The sequence below is a fragment of the Limnohabitans sp. genome (genome assembly GCF_030158565.1).
Classification (GTDB): Bacteria; Pseudomonadota; Gammaproteobacteria; order Burkholderiales; family Burkholderiaceae_C; genus Limnohabitans_A.
In genome coordinates, this window is the sequence record NZ_JAOASQ010000010.1 from 36,468 (window position 1) to 53,100 (window position 16,633).

Consider the following 16,633-nt stretch of genomic DNA (forward strand, 5'->3'; position numbering starts at 1 on the left):
ATCTGTCATCGCGGAATTGCATGGTCTGTTATGCCGGAATTGGCTCATTTGTCATCCCGGACTTGATCCGGGATCCATCGCGCCCAGCTGGCGTTTGCAAAGGACTGCCCTGAACCATGGACCCCGGGTCTTCGCCCGGGATCACAAAAACAGGTGCTGCGCTGACATGTCAACTTCATCGGGCTTGGTTTCATCAGGCATGATCGCCATCCCACATTTCTCTAACAAACCATGACCGAAGACACCCAAGACACGCCCTTGCTGCAGGAAGCCCGCTTTTGGCAAGACGAGCAATGGACCGCCAAGGTCATCAAAAATGAAGACGATGACGGTTGGGCAGTGGCCATGTACAAAGCCGGTGAGTCCGAGCCCGCGTTGGTCGGCCCTTGGACCATGGGCCGAGACAAAAAGAACCCCAAGCCGCTGGATGGCACGGCCTTCATCACGCTGGTCAAAACCGCCAGCGAGTTTGTGCGCCGCAGCGAGCAGCAGCTGCATGCGCAGCTCAACCAGAGCGTGACGGTGAACAGCCAAGACGGCCGTGTGACCGTGCTCTTGCGCATCGTGCCCGATGAGGACAACCCTTATGCCTTGCTGACCGCCCAAGACGAGGTTGGCGAGACCCTGGCCGAGTTCAAGGTGGAGGCCGGCTTCAAGCTCAACCGACAGACGGCGCAAGCCTGGGTGGATGCCGACTTGGTCAAACCCGGCAGTGGGCGGCGCTGAACGTGGAGATGTCTGCGTGGCAAAGCTGGCGACCTGAGCTGCGACTGCGGTGGCTTTTGGTGGGGCACCTGTCTTGGCGGCTACAAGTCCATTACGTTGGCTAAGCCACAATCTGCACCAAGGCCACTTGGCTTCAACATCGCAATCCATGAGCACTGACGCATCGCACCTCAAACCCTGGCAGGTCATCATCGGCGGCATTTTTGGTCTGGTGCTCAGCATTGGTCTGGCCCGGTTTGCTTACACCCCTTTGTTGCCCGCCTTGCAATTGCAAACCGGCTTGAGCGATGCCAGTGCGGGCGCATTGGCAGCCATCAATTACGCGGGCTATATCTCGGGCGCGCTGGCCGCCGCTTGGATCGACGATGTGCGCTGGCGCCACCGGCTCTACAGCATGGGGCTGTGGATGTCCTTGCTCACGGTGGCCGGCATGGCGCTGTCGACCTGGATGCCGGCCTGGGCGCTGTGGCGCTATCTGGGCGGTTTGTGTGGCGCCACGGGCATGTTGCTCGGCGCCGGGCTGGTGCTGGGCTGGTTGATGCGCCAGGGCCGCAGGCCTGAGCTGGGTGTCCTTTTCATTGGTCTGGGCTTGGGCATCGTGGTGTCGGCCGTCGGGGTTTGGAGTGTCTCGAAAATTTGGACTTTGTGGTCATCGCAGTGGCTGGCCATGGCGGCCATTGGCTTGGTGTTTTTTGTGCCGGCTTGGGCTTGGCGACCACCGGTGCCACCTGCACCTGCGGCCAGCAGCGCCGCCGATGCACCCAACAAGGTCTCGCGCCGTTGGATGCTGACCATGGCGGGCAGCTACTTTGCGGCGGGCTGGGGCTTTGTCATCAGCGCCACCTTCACCGTGGCCATTGTCGAGCGCGAACCGGCTTTGGCCGGGCAGGGCGCATTGGCTTGGGCCTTGGTGGGCCTCGCAGCCATGCCTGCGGTGTTTTTGTGGGACAAGGTGGCGCGGCGCTGGGGCGACACGCGGGCTTTGTTGCTGGCCTTTGGCTTGCAGACGCTGTCGGTGATCTTGCCCGCCTTGTCGGGCTCGCTCGCCGCTGCTTTGGGAGGGGCCATCGGCTACGGCGCGACCTTCATCGGCATTGTCAGCTTGACGCTGGCTTTGGTCGGTCGCCGTGCACCGCAAAACCCCGGTAAGGCCATGGCCCGCCTGACCTTGAGCTATGGCGCCGCTCAAGTGATTGCGCCGGTGGTGGCGGGGGCCATGGCGCAAGCCACGGGCACTTTCAAGGGGGCTTTATGGCTCACGGCAGGCGTCATGGCCGCAGGCATGGCGCTGCTGGCGACCCTGCCCGATGAGGGGCAGGGCTGAGGCTTTTCAAATGCCCAGGCTGTCCAGCTGCACCAGGCCTTTGGGGGTTTGCAAGGTGGCGGTGATGTTGGCTGGGCCCGTTGCGATGGCGATGCCCTGCAGACCGATCGCTTCGTAGGCGGCTTGCAGCTTGGGGCCGCTGGGGTGGCTGATGGCGATGCTTTGCAGCGTCACGCCCGAGCGGGGCAGACTGTTGCGCGGGTGCAGGCGCAGCGGCTCAGAGGCATCGGGCTTGCCCCACTGGATCAAGGTGGGCAGGCAACCGTTGAAAAGCCGTTCACCGTCTTCGCGCACGGTGATTTGCCAGTTGAGGGTGCCTTTGTTCGATTTGCGGCTGGCATGCACGATTTGGCCGCGCTCGATCTCCTGGGTCCGCAGCGCATGGCGAGCGCCCTTGATGTCGTCGGTGCTGGCCACAAAAGTGACGAGACGAGGCGCCTGGGCCACGGCTTTTTGCAGAGCCTTGTCGTCCATGTCGAACCAGCGTGCCACGGAGCCTTTGGGGGCTAGGGCATCCGGGTTGATGGCGATGATTTCAAAATAGGCCAGCGGGTGCTTGGGCGACGCGATTTTGAACAGGCGGTTGTGGGTGCCGTATTTGTCGTGCTCGCCGCCAGCTGCAGGGGTGATGCCCAGAGTGGCTTCGCACCAGGCCACGCCCGCATCCAGCGTCGAGGCCATGACCACGAGGTGGTCGATTTGAGAGTTCATGGTTTGTTCGGTTCGGTGTCAAGTGGAACGCGCCGCGCCCCATTGAACCGTTTTTGCCAATAGGCGCTGCGCATGTCGTCGACTTTAACCGCCTTGCCAGTGCGTGGGGCATGGATGAATTTGCCATCGCCCACATAAATGCCCACATGGCTGAAAGCGCGCTTCATGGTGTTGAAGAAGACCAGGTCGCCGGGCTTGAGTTCGCTGCGGTCAATGGTTTCTGTGCTGTGGGCTTGTTCTTCAGCGCGTCGAGGCAGGATTTGCCCGACCGAATTTTCATACAGGTAGCGGACAAAACCACTGCAATCGAACCCCGATGCTTCGCTGGTACCGCCACGGCGATAGGGCACACCGAGCAGGTCCATGGCTTGTGTGATCAGTCCTGTGGCTTGTCCGCTGGCTTTGTCTTTGGCTGTGCTCAATTGACCTGCGAATTGGGACATCAAACCTTTTTCGACCAAAGGTTTGAGCGCTTCTTCATCCGTCGGCGCGGCAAGTGCCACTGACGAGAAGATCAGGCAACAAAGAGAAAGGAATAACTGACGCATAACTTTCGAGCATAACTGATTGTCGGATTGGATGTCATGCCAAATCATTCAATATTCATGTCGTCAAAGTGCGCTGGGCGCTCCTGCGACAATCGTTCCATCTAAAGAATGGATTTTGATATGTTGATCGATGTCGAAGAGAGTCAGTTGGTTTTGGTGGATTTCCAGGCCAAGCTCAAGCCGGTGATGCTGGACGCCGAGAGCGTCTGGTCCAACGCCGCCAAGCTGGCCGAGTTGGCCGCTGCCTTGGAGCTGCCCGTGTGGGGCACCGAGCAGAACCCATCGCGCCTGGGGGAGATGCCGCCAGAGTTGCGCTCGCATTGCCGCAAAGTGCTGGCCAAGATGCAATTCAGCGCCGTGGAAGAGGGCCTGGGGGAATGGCTGCAACCCGTGCCTGCCCAGCCGCCCCGTGGCAACGCCCGCAGCTTGCCGCGTCACTTGCAAAAGCCCCAGCCTGAAAGCCAGGAGCGCAAAACCATTGTGTTGGCGGGTTGCGAAGCCCACATTTGCTTGCTGCAAACGGCGCTCGATTTGCTTGAAGACGAATTCGATGTGTGGGTGGTGACCGACGCCTGCAGTTCGCGCACCGAACGCAACCGCGATGCGGCCTACGACCGCTTGGCCGGTGCTGGCGCCGAGTTGGTGACGGCCGAGATGGTGGCCTTTGAGTGGATCCGAACGGCGGAGCACCCCGACTTTAAATTGCTGCAAAGTTTGTTCAAGTGAAGCCAGGCGGCTTGTCCGCCTTGTCTTGCGTGTGACAAAGTCAGCTTGTTGCAAGTCCCTTATCCATAATTAAGAATTCATAAAGAGCTCTCTGGCCGCACGCGGCGAGGGGGCCTCACGGGTTCTTATTGGCAGGTATTCAGGAGACTTTCATGGGCAGCTTTGCTGACTTTCACGCACGCTCGATCAACGACCGCGACGCATTCTGGGCCGAGCAGGCCAAACTGGTGGACTGGAAAGTCCAGCCCCAGCAAATCTGCGACTACAGCAACCCACCGTTTGCCAAATGGTTTGTTGGCGGTCAGACCAATCTGTGCCACAACGCCGTGGACCGTCACTTGGCCGAGCGCGCTGACCAGCCTGCGCTGATTTTTGTGTCGACCGAGACCGATCAGGAAAAGACCTACACCTTCCGTGACCTGCACGCCGAAGTGCAGCGCATGGCCGCGATCCTCAAAGACTTGGGCGTGGTCAAGGGCGACCGCGTGCTGATTTACATGCCCATGATCGCCGAAGCCGCGTTCGCCATGCTGGCCTGTGCACGATTGGGGGCTATCCACTCGGTGGTGTTTGGCGGGTTCGCTTCGCACTCGCTGGCCACCCGCATCGAAGACGCATCGCCCAAGGTCATCATCAGCGCCGATGCCGGTTCGCGTGGTGGCAAGGGTGTGCCCTACAAGCCATTGCTCGACGAAGCCATCCGCTTGTCGGCCCACAAGCCTGCCAACGTGATCATGGTTGACCGCCACCTGGCCGCGTTCACCCCTGTGGCCGGGCGTGACGTGGATTACGCCACCGAGCGCGCCAAGCACATGGACACCGTGGTGCCTTGCGAGTGGGTTGAATCCACCCACTCCAGCTACACGCTTTACACCTCGGGCACCACCGGCAAGCCCAAAGGCGTGCAGCGCGACACCGGTGGCTACACCGTGGCTTTGGCGGCCAGCATGCCGCACATTTTCCAGGGCAAGCCCGGCGGCACATTTTTCTGCACCAGCGACATCGGCTGGGTGGTGGGCCACAGCTACATCATCTACGGCCCGTTGATCGGTGGTATGGCCACCATCATGTATGAAGGCCTGCCGATCCGCCCGGATGGTGGCATCTGGTGGAGCCTGGTCGAGAAGTACAAGGTCAGCGTCATGTTCAGCGCGCCCACGGCCATCCGCGTGCTGAAGAAACAAGACCCCGCATTGCTGACCAAATACGACCTGTCCAGCCTGCAAGCGCTGTTCCTGGCCGGTGAGCCGCTCGATGAGCCCACGGCCAAGTGGATTTCCGAAGGGCTGAATGGCAAAGCCATCATTGACAACTACTGGCAGACCGAAACCGGCTGGCCGATTCTCACGATCTGCAACGGCGTGGAAAAAGCTGAAAGCAAGTTCGGCTCGCCTGGCAAGGCCGTTTACGGCTACAACGTCAAGCTGGTCGATGACCAGACCGGCGAAGAACTGACCGGCGCCAACCAGAAGGGCGTGTTGACCATCGAAGGCCCTCTGCCTCCCGGTAACCTGCAAACCATCTGGGGCGACGACGATCGTTTCGTCAAGACCTACTGGAAGACCGTGCCCAACAAGCTGGTCTACAGCACCTTTGACTGGGCTGTGCGCGACGAAGACGGTTACTACTTCATCCTGGGCCGCACCGACGACGTGATCAACGTGGCCGGTCACCGCCTGGGCACCCGCGAGATCGAAGAAAGCATTTCCAGTCACCCCAATGTGGCCGAAGTGGCGGTGGTGGGCGTGGCCGACCAGCTCAAAGGGCAGGTGGCGATGGCCTTTGCCATTGCCAAGGACACCACGGGCCTCACTGACGCGGCAGCGCGCCTGAAGCTTGAAGGCGACGTCATGAAGGTGGTGGACTCGCAGCTGGGCGCTGTGGCCCGTCCTTCGCGGGTGTTCTTCGTCTCGGCCTTGCCCAAGACGCGCAGCGGCAAGCTGCTGCGCCGGGCGATCCAGGCGGTGGCCGAAGGCCGCGACCCCGGCGATCTGACCACCATGGATGATCCCGCCGCTTTGCAGCAGATCGTCGATCTGATCAAAGGCTGATGAATCTGGACCTCGCCCCTGGCGGGGTCTTTTTTCATCGGCACTTCTTGAACCTGTAAGTTAGACATCGGACAAGCCGTGGCACAATGCGCGAGTTACTCAGGCCCTTCCCATGCCACAGTCGCATCCGCCAACCGGTTCAGCCGTGTCGCGGAAGGTAAATCTCAACCAACTTATGTTTCCCAGAGGGAAACGGAGGTCAGCGAAATATGAGCGAGACTAATTCCGTCTACGCTGCCTATTCAGGCAACACCCACCTTTTCGGAGGTAACGGCCCGTACGTCGAAGAGATGTACGAGAACTACCTGGCCAACCCAGGCAGCGTGCCCGACTCCTGGCGCGAATACTTCGACGCCCTCCAGCATGTCCCCGCAGTCGACGGCTCCAACGCCAAAGACGTGCCGCACCTGCCCGTGATCAACGCTTTCGCAGAGCGCGCCAAAGCCGGCGGCACCAAGGTCGTCATGGCCAGCGAAAACGTCGAGATGGGCCGCAAGCGCACCGCCGTGCAGCAGCTGATTGCCGCTTACCGCAACGTCGGCCAACGCTGGGCTGATCTGGACCCGCTCAAGCGCACCGAGCGCCCCAACATTCCTGACCTCGACCCCGCTTTCTACGGCTTCACCGATGCCGATCAGGAAACCGTGTTCGACACCAGCAACACCTTTTTCGGCAAGAACAACATGTCCTTGCGCGAGTTGCTCAATGCACTGCGCGAAACCTACTGCGGCACCTTGGGCGCCGAGTACATGTACACCACCGAGCAGGCTGAAAAGCGCTGGTGGCAGCAAAAGCTCGAAAGCATCCGCAGCAAGCCCAACTTTGGCGCCGACAAGAAAAAGCAGATCCTCGACCGCCTGACCGCTGCCGAAGGCCTTGAGCGTTATTTGCACACCAAATACGTGGGCCAAAAGCGTTTCTCGCTCGAAGGCGGTGAAAGCTTCATCGCCGCGATGGACGAGCTGATCCAGCAAGCGGGCCTCAAAGGCGTGCAGGAAGTCGTGATCGGCATGGCCCACCGTGGCCGTTTGAACGTGCTGGTCAACACCATGGGCAAGCTGCCTTCGGACCTGTTTGCCGAGTTCGACCACACCGCCCCTGAAGAGCTGCCTGCCGGTGACGTGAAATACCACCAGGGCTTCAGCTCGGATGTGAACACCGCCGGTGGTCCCGTCCACCTGTCGCTGGCCTTCAACCCCTCGCACCTGGAAATCGTGAACCCCGTGGTGGAAGGCTCTGTGCGCGCACGCATGGACCGTCGCAACGATCCGCTGGGCCAGCAAGTGCTGCCCGTGCTGGTGCACGGTGACTCGGCCTTCGGCGGCCAGGGCGTCAACCAGGAAACCCTGGCGTTGGCCCAAACCCGTGGTTATTCCACAGGCGGCACCGTCCACATCATCATCAACAACCAGATCGGTTTCACCACCTCTGACCCACGCGACATGCGCTCCAGCGTGTTCTGCACGGACATCGTCAAGATGGTCGAAGCACCCGTGTTGCACGTCAATGGTGACGATCCAGAGTCCGTCGTGCTGGCCACCCAGCTGGCCCTCGAGTACCGCATGACCTTCCGCAAGGACGTGGTGCTGGACGTGGTCTGCTTCCGCAAACTGGGCCACAACGAGCAGGACACGCCTGCCCTGACCCAGCCGCTGATGTACAAAAAAATCGGCGCTCACCCCGGCACCCGCAAGCTGTTTGCCGACAAGCTGGCCACGCAAGGCTTGGGCGAGACCCTGGGCGACGACATGGTCAAGGCCTACCGCGCCGCATTGGACGCAGGCAAGAACACCACCGAGCCTGTGCTGACCAACTTCAAGACCAAGTTCACGGTGGACTGGGCGCCTTATATGGGCAAGAAGTGGACCGATGCAGGTGACACTTCTATCCCATTGGCGGACTGGAAGCGTCTGGCCGAGAAAATCACGACCATCCCTGAGTCGGTCACACCGCACCAGCTGGTCAAGAAGGTGTATGACGACCGCGCCGCCATGGGCCGTGGCGACACGCCTGTGGATTGGGGCATGGGCGAGCACATGGCTTTCGCATCCTTGGTGGCCAGCGGCTACCCTGTGCGTTTGTCGGGTGAAGACTGCGGCCGTGGCACCTTCACACACCGCCACGCCGTGATCCATGATCAAAAGCGCGAGAAGTGGGACACCGGCACTTACGTTGCTCTGCAAAATGTTTCTGACAAGCAGGCGCCATTCGTTGTCATCGACTCGATCCTGTCCGAAGAAGCTGTGCTCGGCTTTGAATACGGCTATGCATCGAACGACCCCAGCACCCTGGTGATCTGGGAAGCTCAGTTCGGCGATTTCGCCAACGGTGCACAGGTTGTGATCGACCAGTTCATCGCCTCGGGTGAAGTCAAGTGGGGCCGTGTGAACGGTCTGACCTTGATGCTGCCGCACGGCTACGAAGGCCAGGGCCCCGAGCACAGCTCGGCCCGCGTCGAGCGTTTCATGCAGCTGGCGGCCGACACCAACATGCAGATCGTGCAGCCCACCACGGCCAGCCAGATCTTCCATGTGCTGCGTCGCCAGATGGTGCGTGACCTGCGCAAGCCGCTGGTCATCTTCACCCCGAAGTCGCTGCTGCGCAACAAAGACGCCACATCGCCCGTGTCCGAATTCACCAAAGGCAGTTTCCAGACCGTCATTGGCGAAACCAAGGACATCAAGGCCGACAAGGTCAAGCGCGTGATCGCCTGCTCGGGCAAGGTCTACTACGACCTGGTCAAGCACCGCGAAGCCAAGGGTGCCGACGACGTGGCCATCATCCGTCTCGAGCAGCTCTACCCCTTCCCACACAAGGCTTTCGCTGCCGAGATCAAGAAGTACCCCAACGCCACCGACATCGTGTGGTGCCAGGACGAGCCACAGAACCAGGGCGCCTGGTTCTTCATTCAGCACAACATCCACGAGAACATGCTCGATGGCCAAAAGCTCGGTTATGCCGGTCGCGCAGCGTCTGCATCGCCAGCGGTGGGTTATTCACACCTGCACCAGGACCAGCAAAAAGCACTGATCGAAGCGGCGTTTGCGAAGCTCAAGGGCTTCGTGCTGACCAAGTGATCGACAAGAACAACCTTGCGTTTAACCTTTAAAGAGAATTCAACATGGCTATCGTAGAAGTCAAAGTCCCCCAACTGTCCGAGTCCGTGGCAGAAGCCACCATGCTGCAGTGGAAAAAGAAAGTCGGCGAAGCCGTCGCCGCTGACGAAATCCTGATCGAAATCGAGACCGACAAAGTCGTGCTCGAAGTGCCCGCACCCGCTGCTGGTGTGATCTCTGAAATCATCGTGGCCGATGGCGGCACTGTGGCGGCTGAGCAGCTGATCGCCCGCATCGACACCGAAGGCAAAGCCGGTGCAGCCGCTGCTGCGCCAGCCGCCGCGCCTGCTGCAGCCCCAGCCGCTGCGCCAGTGGCCGCTGCTGCCCCCACCGGTGGCAACATGGCCGGTGTGGCCATGCCTGCCGCTGCCAAGTTGATGGCCGACAACAACCTGGCTGCAGGCTCCGTCGCTGGTTCCGGCAAAGACGGCCGCGTCACCAAGGGTGATGTGCTGTCCGCTGTGGCCGGTGGTGTCAAGTCGACCGCCGCTGTGATTCCCACAGGCGCACCCACCAAGTCCTTGCCGCAAGTGGCCGCACCGGCTGTCGCTTTGGGCGACCGTCCAGAGCAGCGCGTGCCCATGACCCGTCTGCGTGCCCGCGTGGCTGAGCGTCTGTTGCAATCGCAGTCGACCAACGCCATCCTGACGACCTTCAACGAAATCAACATGGCCCCGGTCATGGACATGCGCAAGCGCATGCAAGAGCGTTTCGAGAAGGAACACGGCTGCAAGCTGGGCTTCATGAGCTTCTTCGTCAAAGCCGCTGTGCACGCCCTGAAGAAGTTCCCTGTGCTCAACGCTTCGGTGGACGGCAACGACATCGTGTACCACGGCTACTTCGACATCGGTATCGCTGTGGGCTCGCCACGCGGTTTGGTGGTGCCCATTCTGCGCAACGCCGATCAGATGAGCTTTGCCGACATCGAGAAGAAGATCGCCGAATTTGGCGTCAAGGCCCGTGACGGCAAACTGGGCATCGAAGAGATGACCGGCGGCACGTTCTCGATCTCCAACGGCGGCACCTTCGGCTCGATGATGTCCACCCCGATCATCAACCCACCCCAGTCGGCCATTTTGGGCGTGCACGCGACCAAAGACCGCGCCATGGTGGAAAACGGCCAGGTTGTGGTTCGCCCCATGAACTACTTCGCGATGTCTTACGACCACCGCATCATCGACGGCCGCGAAGCTGTCTTGGGCCTGGTCGCCATGAAAGAGGCGCTGGAAGATCCAGCACGCTTGCTGTTCGACATCTAAACCCCTTGTTTTGAATGCCCCCTGCCCAGGGGGCGTTTTTCATCCAGAAGACAAATACCATGAGCAAACAATTCGACGTCGTCGTCATTGGCGGTGGCCCCGGTGGCTACATCGCAGCCATCCGCGCTGCACAACTCGGTTTCCAGGTCGCTTGTATCGACGAGTGGAAAAACGCAGCCGGTGGCCCAGCGCCCGGCGGTACCTGCACCAACGTGGGTTGCATTCCCTCCAAGGCTTTGCTGCAGTCCAGCGAACACTTTGAGCACGCCAATCACCACTTCGCAGACCACGGCATCACCGCCAAGGACGTGAAGATGGACGTGGCCAAGATGATTGCCCGCAAGGACAACGTCGTGAAGCAAAACAACGATGGCATCTTGTACCTGTTCAAGAAAAACAAGGTCACGTTCTTCCACGGCCGCGGCAGCTTTGCTGGCAAGGCTGAAGGCGGTTACACCATCAACGTGGCTGGCAAGACCGAAGAGGCCATCACGGCCAAGCAAGTCATCATCGCCACAGGCTCGAACGCCCGTGCGCTGCCCGGCACACCGTTTGACGAAGTCAACGTGTTGTCCAACGACGGCGCTTTGCGCGTGGGCGCTGTGCCCAAGAAGTTGGCCTTGATCGGCTCAGGCGTGATTGGTTTGGAGATGGGTTCTGTGTGGCGTCGTCTCGGCGCTGACGTGACCATCCTCGAAGGCCTGCCCACATTCCTCGGCGCTGTGGACGAGCAAATCGCCAAAGAAGCCAAGAAAGCATTCGACAAGCAAGGCTTGAAGATCGAACTCGGCGTGAAAGTCGGCGAGATCGTCAACGGCAAGAAGGGCGTCACCGTCAACTACACCAACGCCAAAGGCGAAGCCATTGTGTTGGACGCTGACAAGCTGATCGTGTCGATTGGCCGCGTGCCCAACACCATCGGTTTGAATGCCGAAGCCATTGGCCTGCAGCTCGATGAGCGTGGTGCGATTGTGGTGGACGGCGATTGCCGCACCAATGTGCCAGGCGTCTGGGCGGTGGGCGACGTGGTGCGTGGCCCGATGCTCGCGCACAAAGCCGAAGAAGAGGGCGTGGCCGTGGCTGAGCGCATCGCTGGCCAACACGGTCACGTCAACTTCAACACCATCCCTTGGGTCATCTACACCAGCCCCGAAATCGCTTGGGTGGGCCGCACAGAGCAACAGCTCAAGGCCGACGGTGTGGCGTACAAGGCCGGCACGTTCCCGTTCCTCGCGAACGGCCGTGCACGCGCTTTGGGCGACACCACCGGTATGGTGAAGTTTCTGGCCGATGCCACGACCGACGAAATTTTGGGCGTGCACATGGTGGGCCCACAGGTGTCAGAGTTGATCTCTGAAGCTGTGGTGGCGATGGAGTTCCGCGCCAGCGCCGAAGACATCGCCCGCATCTGCCATGCACACCCCAGCTTGAGCGAAGCGACCAAGGAAGCGGCTTTGGCGGTGGACAAGCGCACCCTGAACTTCTAAGCCCATGGCCCGTTGCCGACTGCGGTCGGCAACGAGTTGGGTTAAAGTTCTTGCATCCCCAAAACCCGGGCTGGCCCCGGGTTTCGTTTTTGACGTTGAAGATCGATCCACCCATGTCTGTTCGTGCTGTTTACGAAGAAGAACTCCGCAAACGTGGGTTCCAAAGTGATCCTGCCCAGTTGCGTGCCATCGATGCGCTGGAGCAGTGCGCCAACGACTGGGCGGCCTACCGCGCCAAGCGCTCCAATGCGCTGAAAAAGCTGATCAACCGCCCTGAAATCCCGAAAGGGGTTTACATGTTTGGCGGGGTAGGGCGCGGCAAGAGTTTCCTCATGGACTGCTTTTACGAAGCCGTTCCGATCAAACGCAAAACCCGCCTGCATTTTCACGAGTTCATGCGGGAGGTGCACCGCGAACTGACGGCCATGCAGGGCACCGTCAACCCCTTGGATGTGCTGGGCAAGAAAATGGCCAAGCGCTACCGGCTCATCTGCTTCGATGAATTCCACGTGGCCGACATCACCGATGCGATGATCCTGCACCGGCTGCTGGTGGCGCTGTTCGACAACGGCGTGGGTTTTGTGACCACGTCCAACTTCATGCCCGATGGCCTGTACCCCAACGGCTTGCACCGCGACCGCATCTTGCCGGCCATTGCCTTGTTGAATCAGCGCATGAATGTTCTGAACGTGGACAACGGCACCGATTACCGCCGCCGCACACTGGAGATGGTCAAGCTGTACCACTCCCCGCTGGGTGAACAAGCCGATGCCGAAATGCAAGACGCCTTCAACCGCCTGGCCACCGGGCCGGACGAAGACCCGGTGCTGCACATCGAGGCGCGCAAGATCCAGTCACGTCGCCGCTCGGGGGATGTGGTCTGGTTCGATTTCATGGCCATTTGCGGGGGGCCGCGCTCTCAAAACGATTACCTGGAAATCGCCACGCAGTTCCACACGGTACTGCTGAGCAATGTGCCGCAACTGCCAGTGAGCATGGCGTCCGAAGCCAGGCGCTTCACCTGGCTGATCGACGTGCTGTACGACCGCCGGGTCAAGTTGATTTTGTCTGCGGCCGTTGAGCCTGAAGCGCTTTACTTGCAAGGGCCGATGTCGCACGAGTTTCCGCGCACGATTTCGCGTCTGCATGAGATGCAGTCCAGCGAATTCCTGGCGCTGGAGCACCGCACTGTGGACACGCACCTGACATGAAGAAGGGCTTTCTTCTTTTGTTGTGTTCAAGCGCCTGTGCGTTCGCGCAAACCGCCGATGACACGGCGGCTGCTTTTGCCAAAGAGCGTGAAGTCCTGGCGGCGCAACGCCAGTTGGTGCTGGATGCTTTTGAAGAACGATCACAAGCTTGCTGGCAAAAATTTGCCGTCAACAATTGCATCATCCAGGCCCGTCGCACACGCCGCGCAGATCTGGAGCCCATCCGTCAGGCTGAATTGGCCGTCAATGAGCGAGAGCGTCAATGGCGCACTCAGCAACGCAACGAGCGCTTGCAAAACAAACAGGCGGAAAGCGCTGCCAAGCCATGATGGATTCATTGTCCGAGGATTTGCACTCGCCACAGCGTCAGTTGATTGAGCTTCAAATGGCGCACGCCGATCTGGATGCGCTGATTGATCAGGCCAGTTTGCATCCCCAGCCGCTCGATGAGCTGCGCATGCGCCGCCTGAAAAAGCGCCGCTTGGCTTTGCGCGATCAAATGGCCCAACTGCAAGCCATGCTGGACCCCAAGGAGCCCGCTTGAGTCTGCTCACGCAAAGGGTGCTGCAGACCTTGTCAGGCCAGGGCACGTTGGCGCAAGCCATTCCAGGCTACCATGCGCGTGATGGGCAAACCGACATGGCCTTGGCCGTCAGCCAGACCGTCGAAGACGGGGGGCAGTTGGTGGTGGAGGCCGGAACAGGTGTGGGCAAGACCTATGCTTACCTGGTGCCTGTACTCCTAAGTGGGCAACGCGCCTTGATTTCCACGGCCACCAAGGCCTTGCAGGACCAGCTGTTCTCCCGCGACATTCCGCGCCTGGTGGATGTGCTGGGTTTGCCCATCCGCGTGGCCTTGCTCAAGGGGCGCTCCAATTACCTGTGTCTGCACCGCATGGAGCAGGCCCGTCACAACCCCGAGTCGGCGCAAGCCGGTGCACAGCGCGCTTTGGCCAAGATCGAAGTTTGGGCGCAGAGCACGCGCACGGGCGACATGGCGGAACTGCCGGGCCTGGATGAGCGTTCATCCTTGTGGCCTTTGGTGACCTCAACGCGCGACAACTGCTTGGGATCGTCTTGCCCGCGTTACAAGGCCTGTCACGTGAATTTGGCGCGCAAAGAGGCCATGGCATCCGATGTGGTGGTGATCAACCACCATTTGTTTTTTGCCGATGTGGCGGTGCGCGAATCCGGGGTGGCCGAGCTGTTGCCCACCGTGCGCGTGACGGTCTTTGATGAAGCGCACCAGCTCAACGAAATTGGCGTCAATTTTCTGGGGCAGCAGCTGTCGACCGTGCAGCTGCTCGAATTGTCCCGGGATGTGTTGGCCACAGGCTTGCAACTGGCCCGAGGTCTGGTGGATTGGCAGGTTTTGAGCGCCCAGTTGGAAAAAGCTTCGCGCGATTTGCGTTTGGCGGCAGGCATGCACCGTGGCGCTGTTCGCCTGCGCTGGACTGACAGCTTGCCCGAGGGCGTAGAACCCGCCGAATGGCAGCAAGCCATGCGGGTGCTGACGCGTGCCCTGGAGTCTTTGCGCGATGGCCTGGACATGGTGAGCGAGTTGGCGCCGGACTTTCAGCGCCTGGGCGACCGGACCCGTGAATTGGTGCAGCGTGTGGCGATCTTCTGCGATGCCCCCAATCCCGAAGGGGTGCGTTGGCTGGAAGTCAGCGCGCAGCTGCGCATGGTCGAATCACCCTTGGACATTGCCAATGCCTTCATCAAGTTGACCCAATCGCCTGTGGCGGCCACCTCTGGGCAAGACGAACAGACCAATGATCTGCCGTTCACCACCAGCATGGACAGCGCTGCTTCAGCGGGGCAGGCGACAGGCGAGGGCGGTGGTGTCGGTCAGAAAGCCTGGATATTCACCTCGGCCACTTTGGGTGATGAGCCCAGTTTGCGCTGGTTCACGCAGCCCTGCGGCTTGACTTCTGCTCGCGTGATGCAGGTCGGCAGCCCCTTTGACTATGCATCGCAAGCTTGCCTGTATGTGCCTGAGCATTTCCCCAAGCCAGGCGATTCTTCCCATGTGCAACATGTGGCCCAGCTGGTCACCGAGGCCGTGACCGCCTTGGGTGGCCGCACCTTGGTGTTGACCACCACCTTGAACGCCATGCGCAGCATTGGCGAGCATTTGCAGTCGCGTCTGGATGCCAGCAGCCACATTGAAGTGCTGGTTCAGGGCCAGAGCCCGAAGCGGCGCTTGATGGAGCGTTTCCGCGAAGGCGCCAGTGAAGGGCGTGCCGGCTGCATTCTCGTGGCTTCGGCTTCGTTTTGGGAGGGCTTTGATGTGCCCGGCGAGGCCTTGCAATTGGTGGTGATCGACAAATTGCCTTTCCCTCCACCGGGCGATCCGCTGTTTGAGGCGCGCAGCCAACGCATCACGCGAGAAGGCGGCAGTGCATTCGCCGACCATGCTTTACCCGAAGCCGCCGTGACCCTCAAGCAAGGGGCCGGGCGTTTGATTCGCAGTGAGAGCGATCAGGGCATTTTGGTGGTGTGCGACAGCCGTTTGAGCAGCATGTCTTATGGGCGGAGACTGGTCAGGGGTTTGCCCCCCATGCGCCGCTTGAGCGATCACCAGGCGTTTTTGGACGCCGTGGCGCAGCTCACCAAAAACGCCACCAGCTCTTCGACTTTTTGAACGCTTGTCCCTTGAGATAGGGTGAGGCGGGGAAGTTCTTTTCCAACACGCGTTGCGCATCGTTGCGCAAATCCGTCATGCCCATGGCTTCGTAGGAGCTGATCAGGATCGACAAGGCTTCTTCGTTGGCGGGCACGCCGGGAAAGTCTGAAATTGCTTGCTGTGCGCGGTTGATGGCAGCCACATGGGCGCCACGGCTGGCGTAGTAACGCGCCACGTGCACTTCATAAGCCGCCAATGAGTTGACGATGTAGGTCATGCGCTGGCGTGCTTCGGGCGAGTATTTCGAATCCGGAAAGCGTGCGCTCAACTCCCGGAAGGATTCATACGCGTCTTTGGCCGCCTTTTGATCGCGCTCGGACAGATCCTGGTCAACGATGGAGGAGAACAAGCCCAGGTTGTCATTGAAATTGACCAGGCCCTTCAGGTAGAGGGCGTAATCGACGGCCGGGCTGGACGGGTGCAAGCGGATGAAGCGGTCCAAGGTGGCCACCGCTTGGACTTTGTCGCCCGTTTTGTACTGTGCGAAAGCTTTGTCGATCTGTGCCTGCTGAGCCAACACGGTTCCTGCCGCGCGGCCTTCGAGTTTTTCGAACATGCCGATGGCCTTGTCCCATGCACCCGAATCAGCATCTTCCTTGGCTTGGCTGTAAATCTTCTCTGGGGACCAGCCCACAGTCACATCTTTGGGCGTGTTCGAGCAGCCTGCCAGCATCAGGCCCGTTGCCAACACCAAGCCGGCTGGAACCATCGATAATCTGTTGCTTTGCATCTCTGACGTCCTTGAACTGTTCAATCGAATTGATTATATCGACCACCCCTGAAGCC

14 protein-coding genes are annotated in these 16,633 nt (G+C 60.3%); 11 read left to right on the forward strand and 3 right to left on the reverse strand.

The genetic code is table 11. From position 1 onward, the window contains the following. Nucleotides 1-231: 231 nt before the first annotated feature. Nucleotides 232-726, forward strand: coding sequence for a hypothetical protein (locus tag Q1W40_RS01820; protein ID WP_300708282.1), 495 nt, complete (start codon nucleotides 232-234; stop codon nucleotides 724-726). Nucleotides 727-874: 148 nt separating this feature from the next. Then, a complete protein-coding gene (locus tag Q1W40_RS01825; protein ID WP_300708284.1) occupies nucleotides 875-2,050 on the forward strand; it encodes a YbfB/YjiJ family MFS transporter in 1,176 nt (391 codons plus the stop codon). A gap of 6 nt (nucleotides 2,051-2,056) precedes the next feature. On the opposite strand, the gene Q1W40_RS01830 is transcribed toward Q1W40_RS01825, so the two are convergent. After that, complete coding sequence (locus Q1W40_RS01830; RefSeq protein ID WP_300708286.1) at nucleotides 2,057-2,761, reverse strand: VOC family protein; 705 nt, start codon at nucleotides 2,759-2,761, stop codon at nucleotides 2,057-2,059. Beyond that, the gene (locus Q1W40_RS01835; RefSeq protein ID WP_233250002.1) at nucleotides 2,758-3,357 is read right to left on the reverse strand and encodes a C40 family peptidase; all 600 of its coding nucleotides are present in this window, start codon (nucleotides 3,355-3,357) and stop codon (nucleotides 2,758-2,760) included. Before Q1W40_RS01835 ends, Q1W40_RS01830 begins: the two co-directional genes overlap by 4 nt. 72 nt (nucleotides 3,358-3,429) lie before the next feature. Between Q1W40_RS01835 and Q1W40_RS01840 the strand changes: the two genes are divergently transcribed. From Q1W40_RS01840 to Q1W40_RS01880, 9 genes are all read left to right on the forward strand, one after another. Further along, nucleotides 3,430-4,035: an isochorismatase family protein gene (locus Q1W40_RS01840; protein WP_108322725.1), complete on the forward strand. Its 606-nt coding sequence runs from the start codon at nucleotides 3,430-3,432 to the stop codon at nucleotides 4,033-4,035. 152 nt (nucleotides 4,036-4,187) lie between these two features. After that, complete coding sequence (locus Q1W40_RS01845; RefSeq protein WP_300708293.1) at nucleotides 4,188-6,086, forward strand: propionate--CoA ligase; 1,899 nt, start codon at nucleotides 4,188-4,190, stop codon at nucleotides 6,084-6,086. A gap of 209 nt (nucleotides 6,087-6,295) precedes the next feature. Continuing rightward, entirely contained in the window at nucleotides 6,296-9,163 is a 2,868-nt protein-coding gene (locus tag Q1W40_RS01850; RefSeq protein ID WP_300708295.1) for a 2-oxoglutarate dehydrogenase E1 component, read from the forward strand. Between the two features lie 44 nt (nucleotides 9,164-9,207). Then, complete coding sequence (gene odhB, locus Q1W40_RS01855; protein WP_300708297.1) at nucleotides 9,208-10,461, forward strand: 2-oxoglutarate dehydrogenase complex dihydrolipoyllysine-residue succinyltransferase; 1,254 nt, start codon at nucleotides 9,208-9,210, stop codon at nucleotides 10,459-10,461. A 59-nt stretch (nucleotides 10,462-10,520) separates the two neighbouring features. Next, the gene (lpdA, locus tag Q1W40_RS01860) at nucleotides 10,521-11,948 is read left to right on the forward strand and encodes a dihydrolipoyl dehydrogenase (protein WP_300708299.1); all 1,428 of its coding nucleotides are present in this window, start codon (nucleotides 10,521-10,523) and stop codon (nucleotides 11,946-11,948) included. 113 nt (nucleotides 11,949-12,061) lie between these two features. After that, on the forward strand, nucleotides 12,062-13,159 hold the full coding sequence (zapE, locus tag Q1W40_RS01865) for a cell division protein ZapE (protein ID WP_300708301.1): 1,098 nt from the start codon (nucleotides 12,062-12,064) through the stop codon (nucleotides 13,157-13,159). After that, nucleotides 13,156-13,488 carry a hypothetical protein gene (locus Q1W40_RS01870; RefSeq protein WP_300708303.1) on the forward strand — a complete coding sequence of 111 codons (333 nt, stop codon included), beginning with the start codon at nucleotides 13,156-13,158 and terminating at the stop codon, nucleotides 13,486-13,488. Before zapE ends, Q1W40_RS01870 begins: the two co-directional genes overlap by 4 nt. An 8-nt stretch (nucleotides 13,489-13,496) precedes the next feature. Continuing rightward, nucleotides 13,497-13,703 carry a DUF465 domain-containing protein gene (locus tag Q1W40_RS01875; RefSeq protein WP_300708366.1) on the forward strand — a complete coding sequence of 69 codons (207 nt, stop codon included), beginning with the start codon at nucleotides 13,497-13,499 and terminating at the stop codon, nucleotides 13,701-13,703. Between the two features lie 95 nt (nucleotides 13,704-13,798). Beyond that, nucleotides 13,799-15,805: an ATP-dependent DNA helicase gene (locus Q1W40_RS01880; RefSeq protein ID WP_300708368.1), complete on the forward strand. Its 2,007-nt coding sequence runs from the start codon at nucleotides 13,799-13,801 to the stop codon at nucleotides 15,803-15,805. On the opposite strand, the gene Q1W40_RS01885 is transcribed toward Q1W40_RS01880, so the two are convergent. After that, nucleotides 15,771-16,556: an outer membrane protein assembly factor BamD gene (locus Q1W40_RS01885; RefSeq protein ID WP_300708370.1), complete on the reverse strand. Its 786-nt coding sequence runs from the start codon at nucleotides 16,554-16,556 to the stop codon at nucleotides 15,771-15,773. The two genes, Q1W40_RS01880 and Q1W40_RS01885, sit on opposite strands and share 35 nt — an antisense overlap. Nucleotides 16,557-16,633: the final 77 nt, after the last annotated feature.

What these genes read in the sequence shown, in the direction of transcription:
- Q1W40_RS01820 (WP_300708282.1), top strand. Translation starts at nt 232, where the DNA reads ATGACCGAAGACACCCAAGACACGCCCTTGCTGCAGGAAGCCCGCTTT.
- Q1W40_RS01825 (WP_300708284.1), top strand. Translation starts at nt 875, where the DNA reads ATGAGCACTGACGCATCGCACCTCAAACCCTGGCAGGTCATCATCGGC.
- Q1W40_RS01830 (WP_300708286.1), bottom strand. Translation starts at nt 2,761, where the DNA reads ATGAACTCTCAAATCGACCACCTCGTGGTCATGGCCTCGACGCTGGAT.
- Q1W40_RS01835 (WP_233250002.1), bottom strand. Translation starts at nt 3,357, where the DNA reads ATGATTTGGCATGACATCCAATCCGACAATCAGTTATGCTCGAAAGTT.
- Q1W40_RS01840 (WP_108322725.1), top strand. Translation starts at nt 3,430, where the DNA reads ATGTTGATCGATGTCGAAGAGAGTCAGTTGGTTTTGGTGGATTTCCAG.
- Q1W40_RS01845 (WP_300708293.1), top strand. Translation starts at nt 4,188, where the DNA reads ATGGGCAGCTTTGCTGACTTTCACGCACGCTCGATCAACGACCGCGAC.
- Q1W40_RS01850 (WP_300708295.1), top strand. Translation starts at nt 6,296, where the DNA reads ATGAGCGAGACTAATTCCGTCTACGCTGCCTATTCAGGCAACACCCAC.
- odhB (WP_300708297.1), top strand. Translation starts at nt 9,208, where the DNA reads ATGGCTATCGTAGAAGTCAAAGTCCCCCAACTGTCCGAGTCCGTGGCA.
- lpdA (WP_300708299.1), top strand. Translation starts at nt 10,521, where the DNA reads ATGAGCAAACAATTCGACGTCGTCGTCATTGGCGGTGGCCCCGGTGGC.
- zapE (WP_300708301.1), top strand. Translation starts at nt 12,062, where the DNA reads ATGTCTGTTCGTGCTGTTTACGAAGAAGAACTCCGCAAACGTGGGTTC.
- Q1W40_RS01870 (WP_300708303.1), top strand. Translation starts at nt 13,156, where the DNA reads ATGAAGAAGGGCTTTCTTCTTTTGTTGTGTTCAAGCGCCTGTGCGTTC.
- Q1W40_RS01880 (WP_300708368.1), top strand. Translation starts at nt 13,799, where the DNA reads ATGGCCTTGGCCGTCAGCCAGACCGTCGAAGACGGGGGGCAGTTGGTG.
- Q1W40_RS01885 (WP_300708370.1), bottom strand. Translation starts at nt 16,556, where the DNA reads ATGGTTCCAGCCGGCTTGGTGTTGGCAACGGGCCTGATGCTGGCAGGC.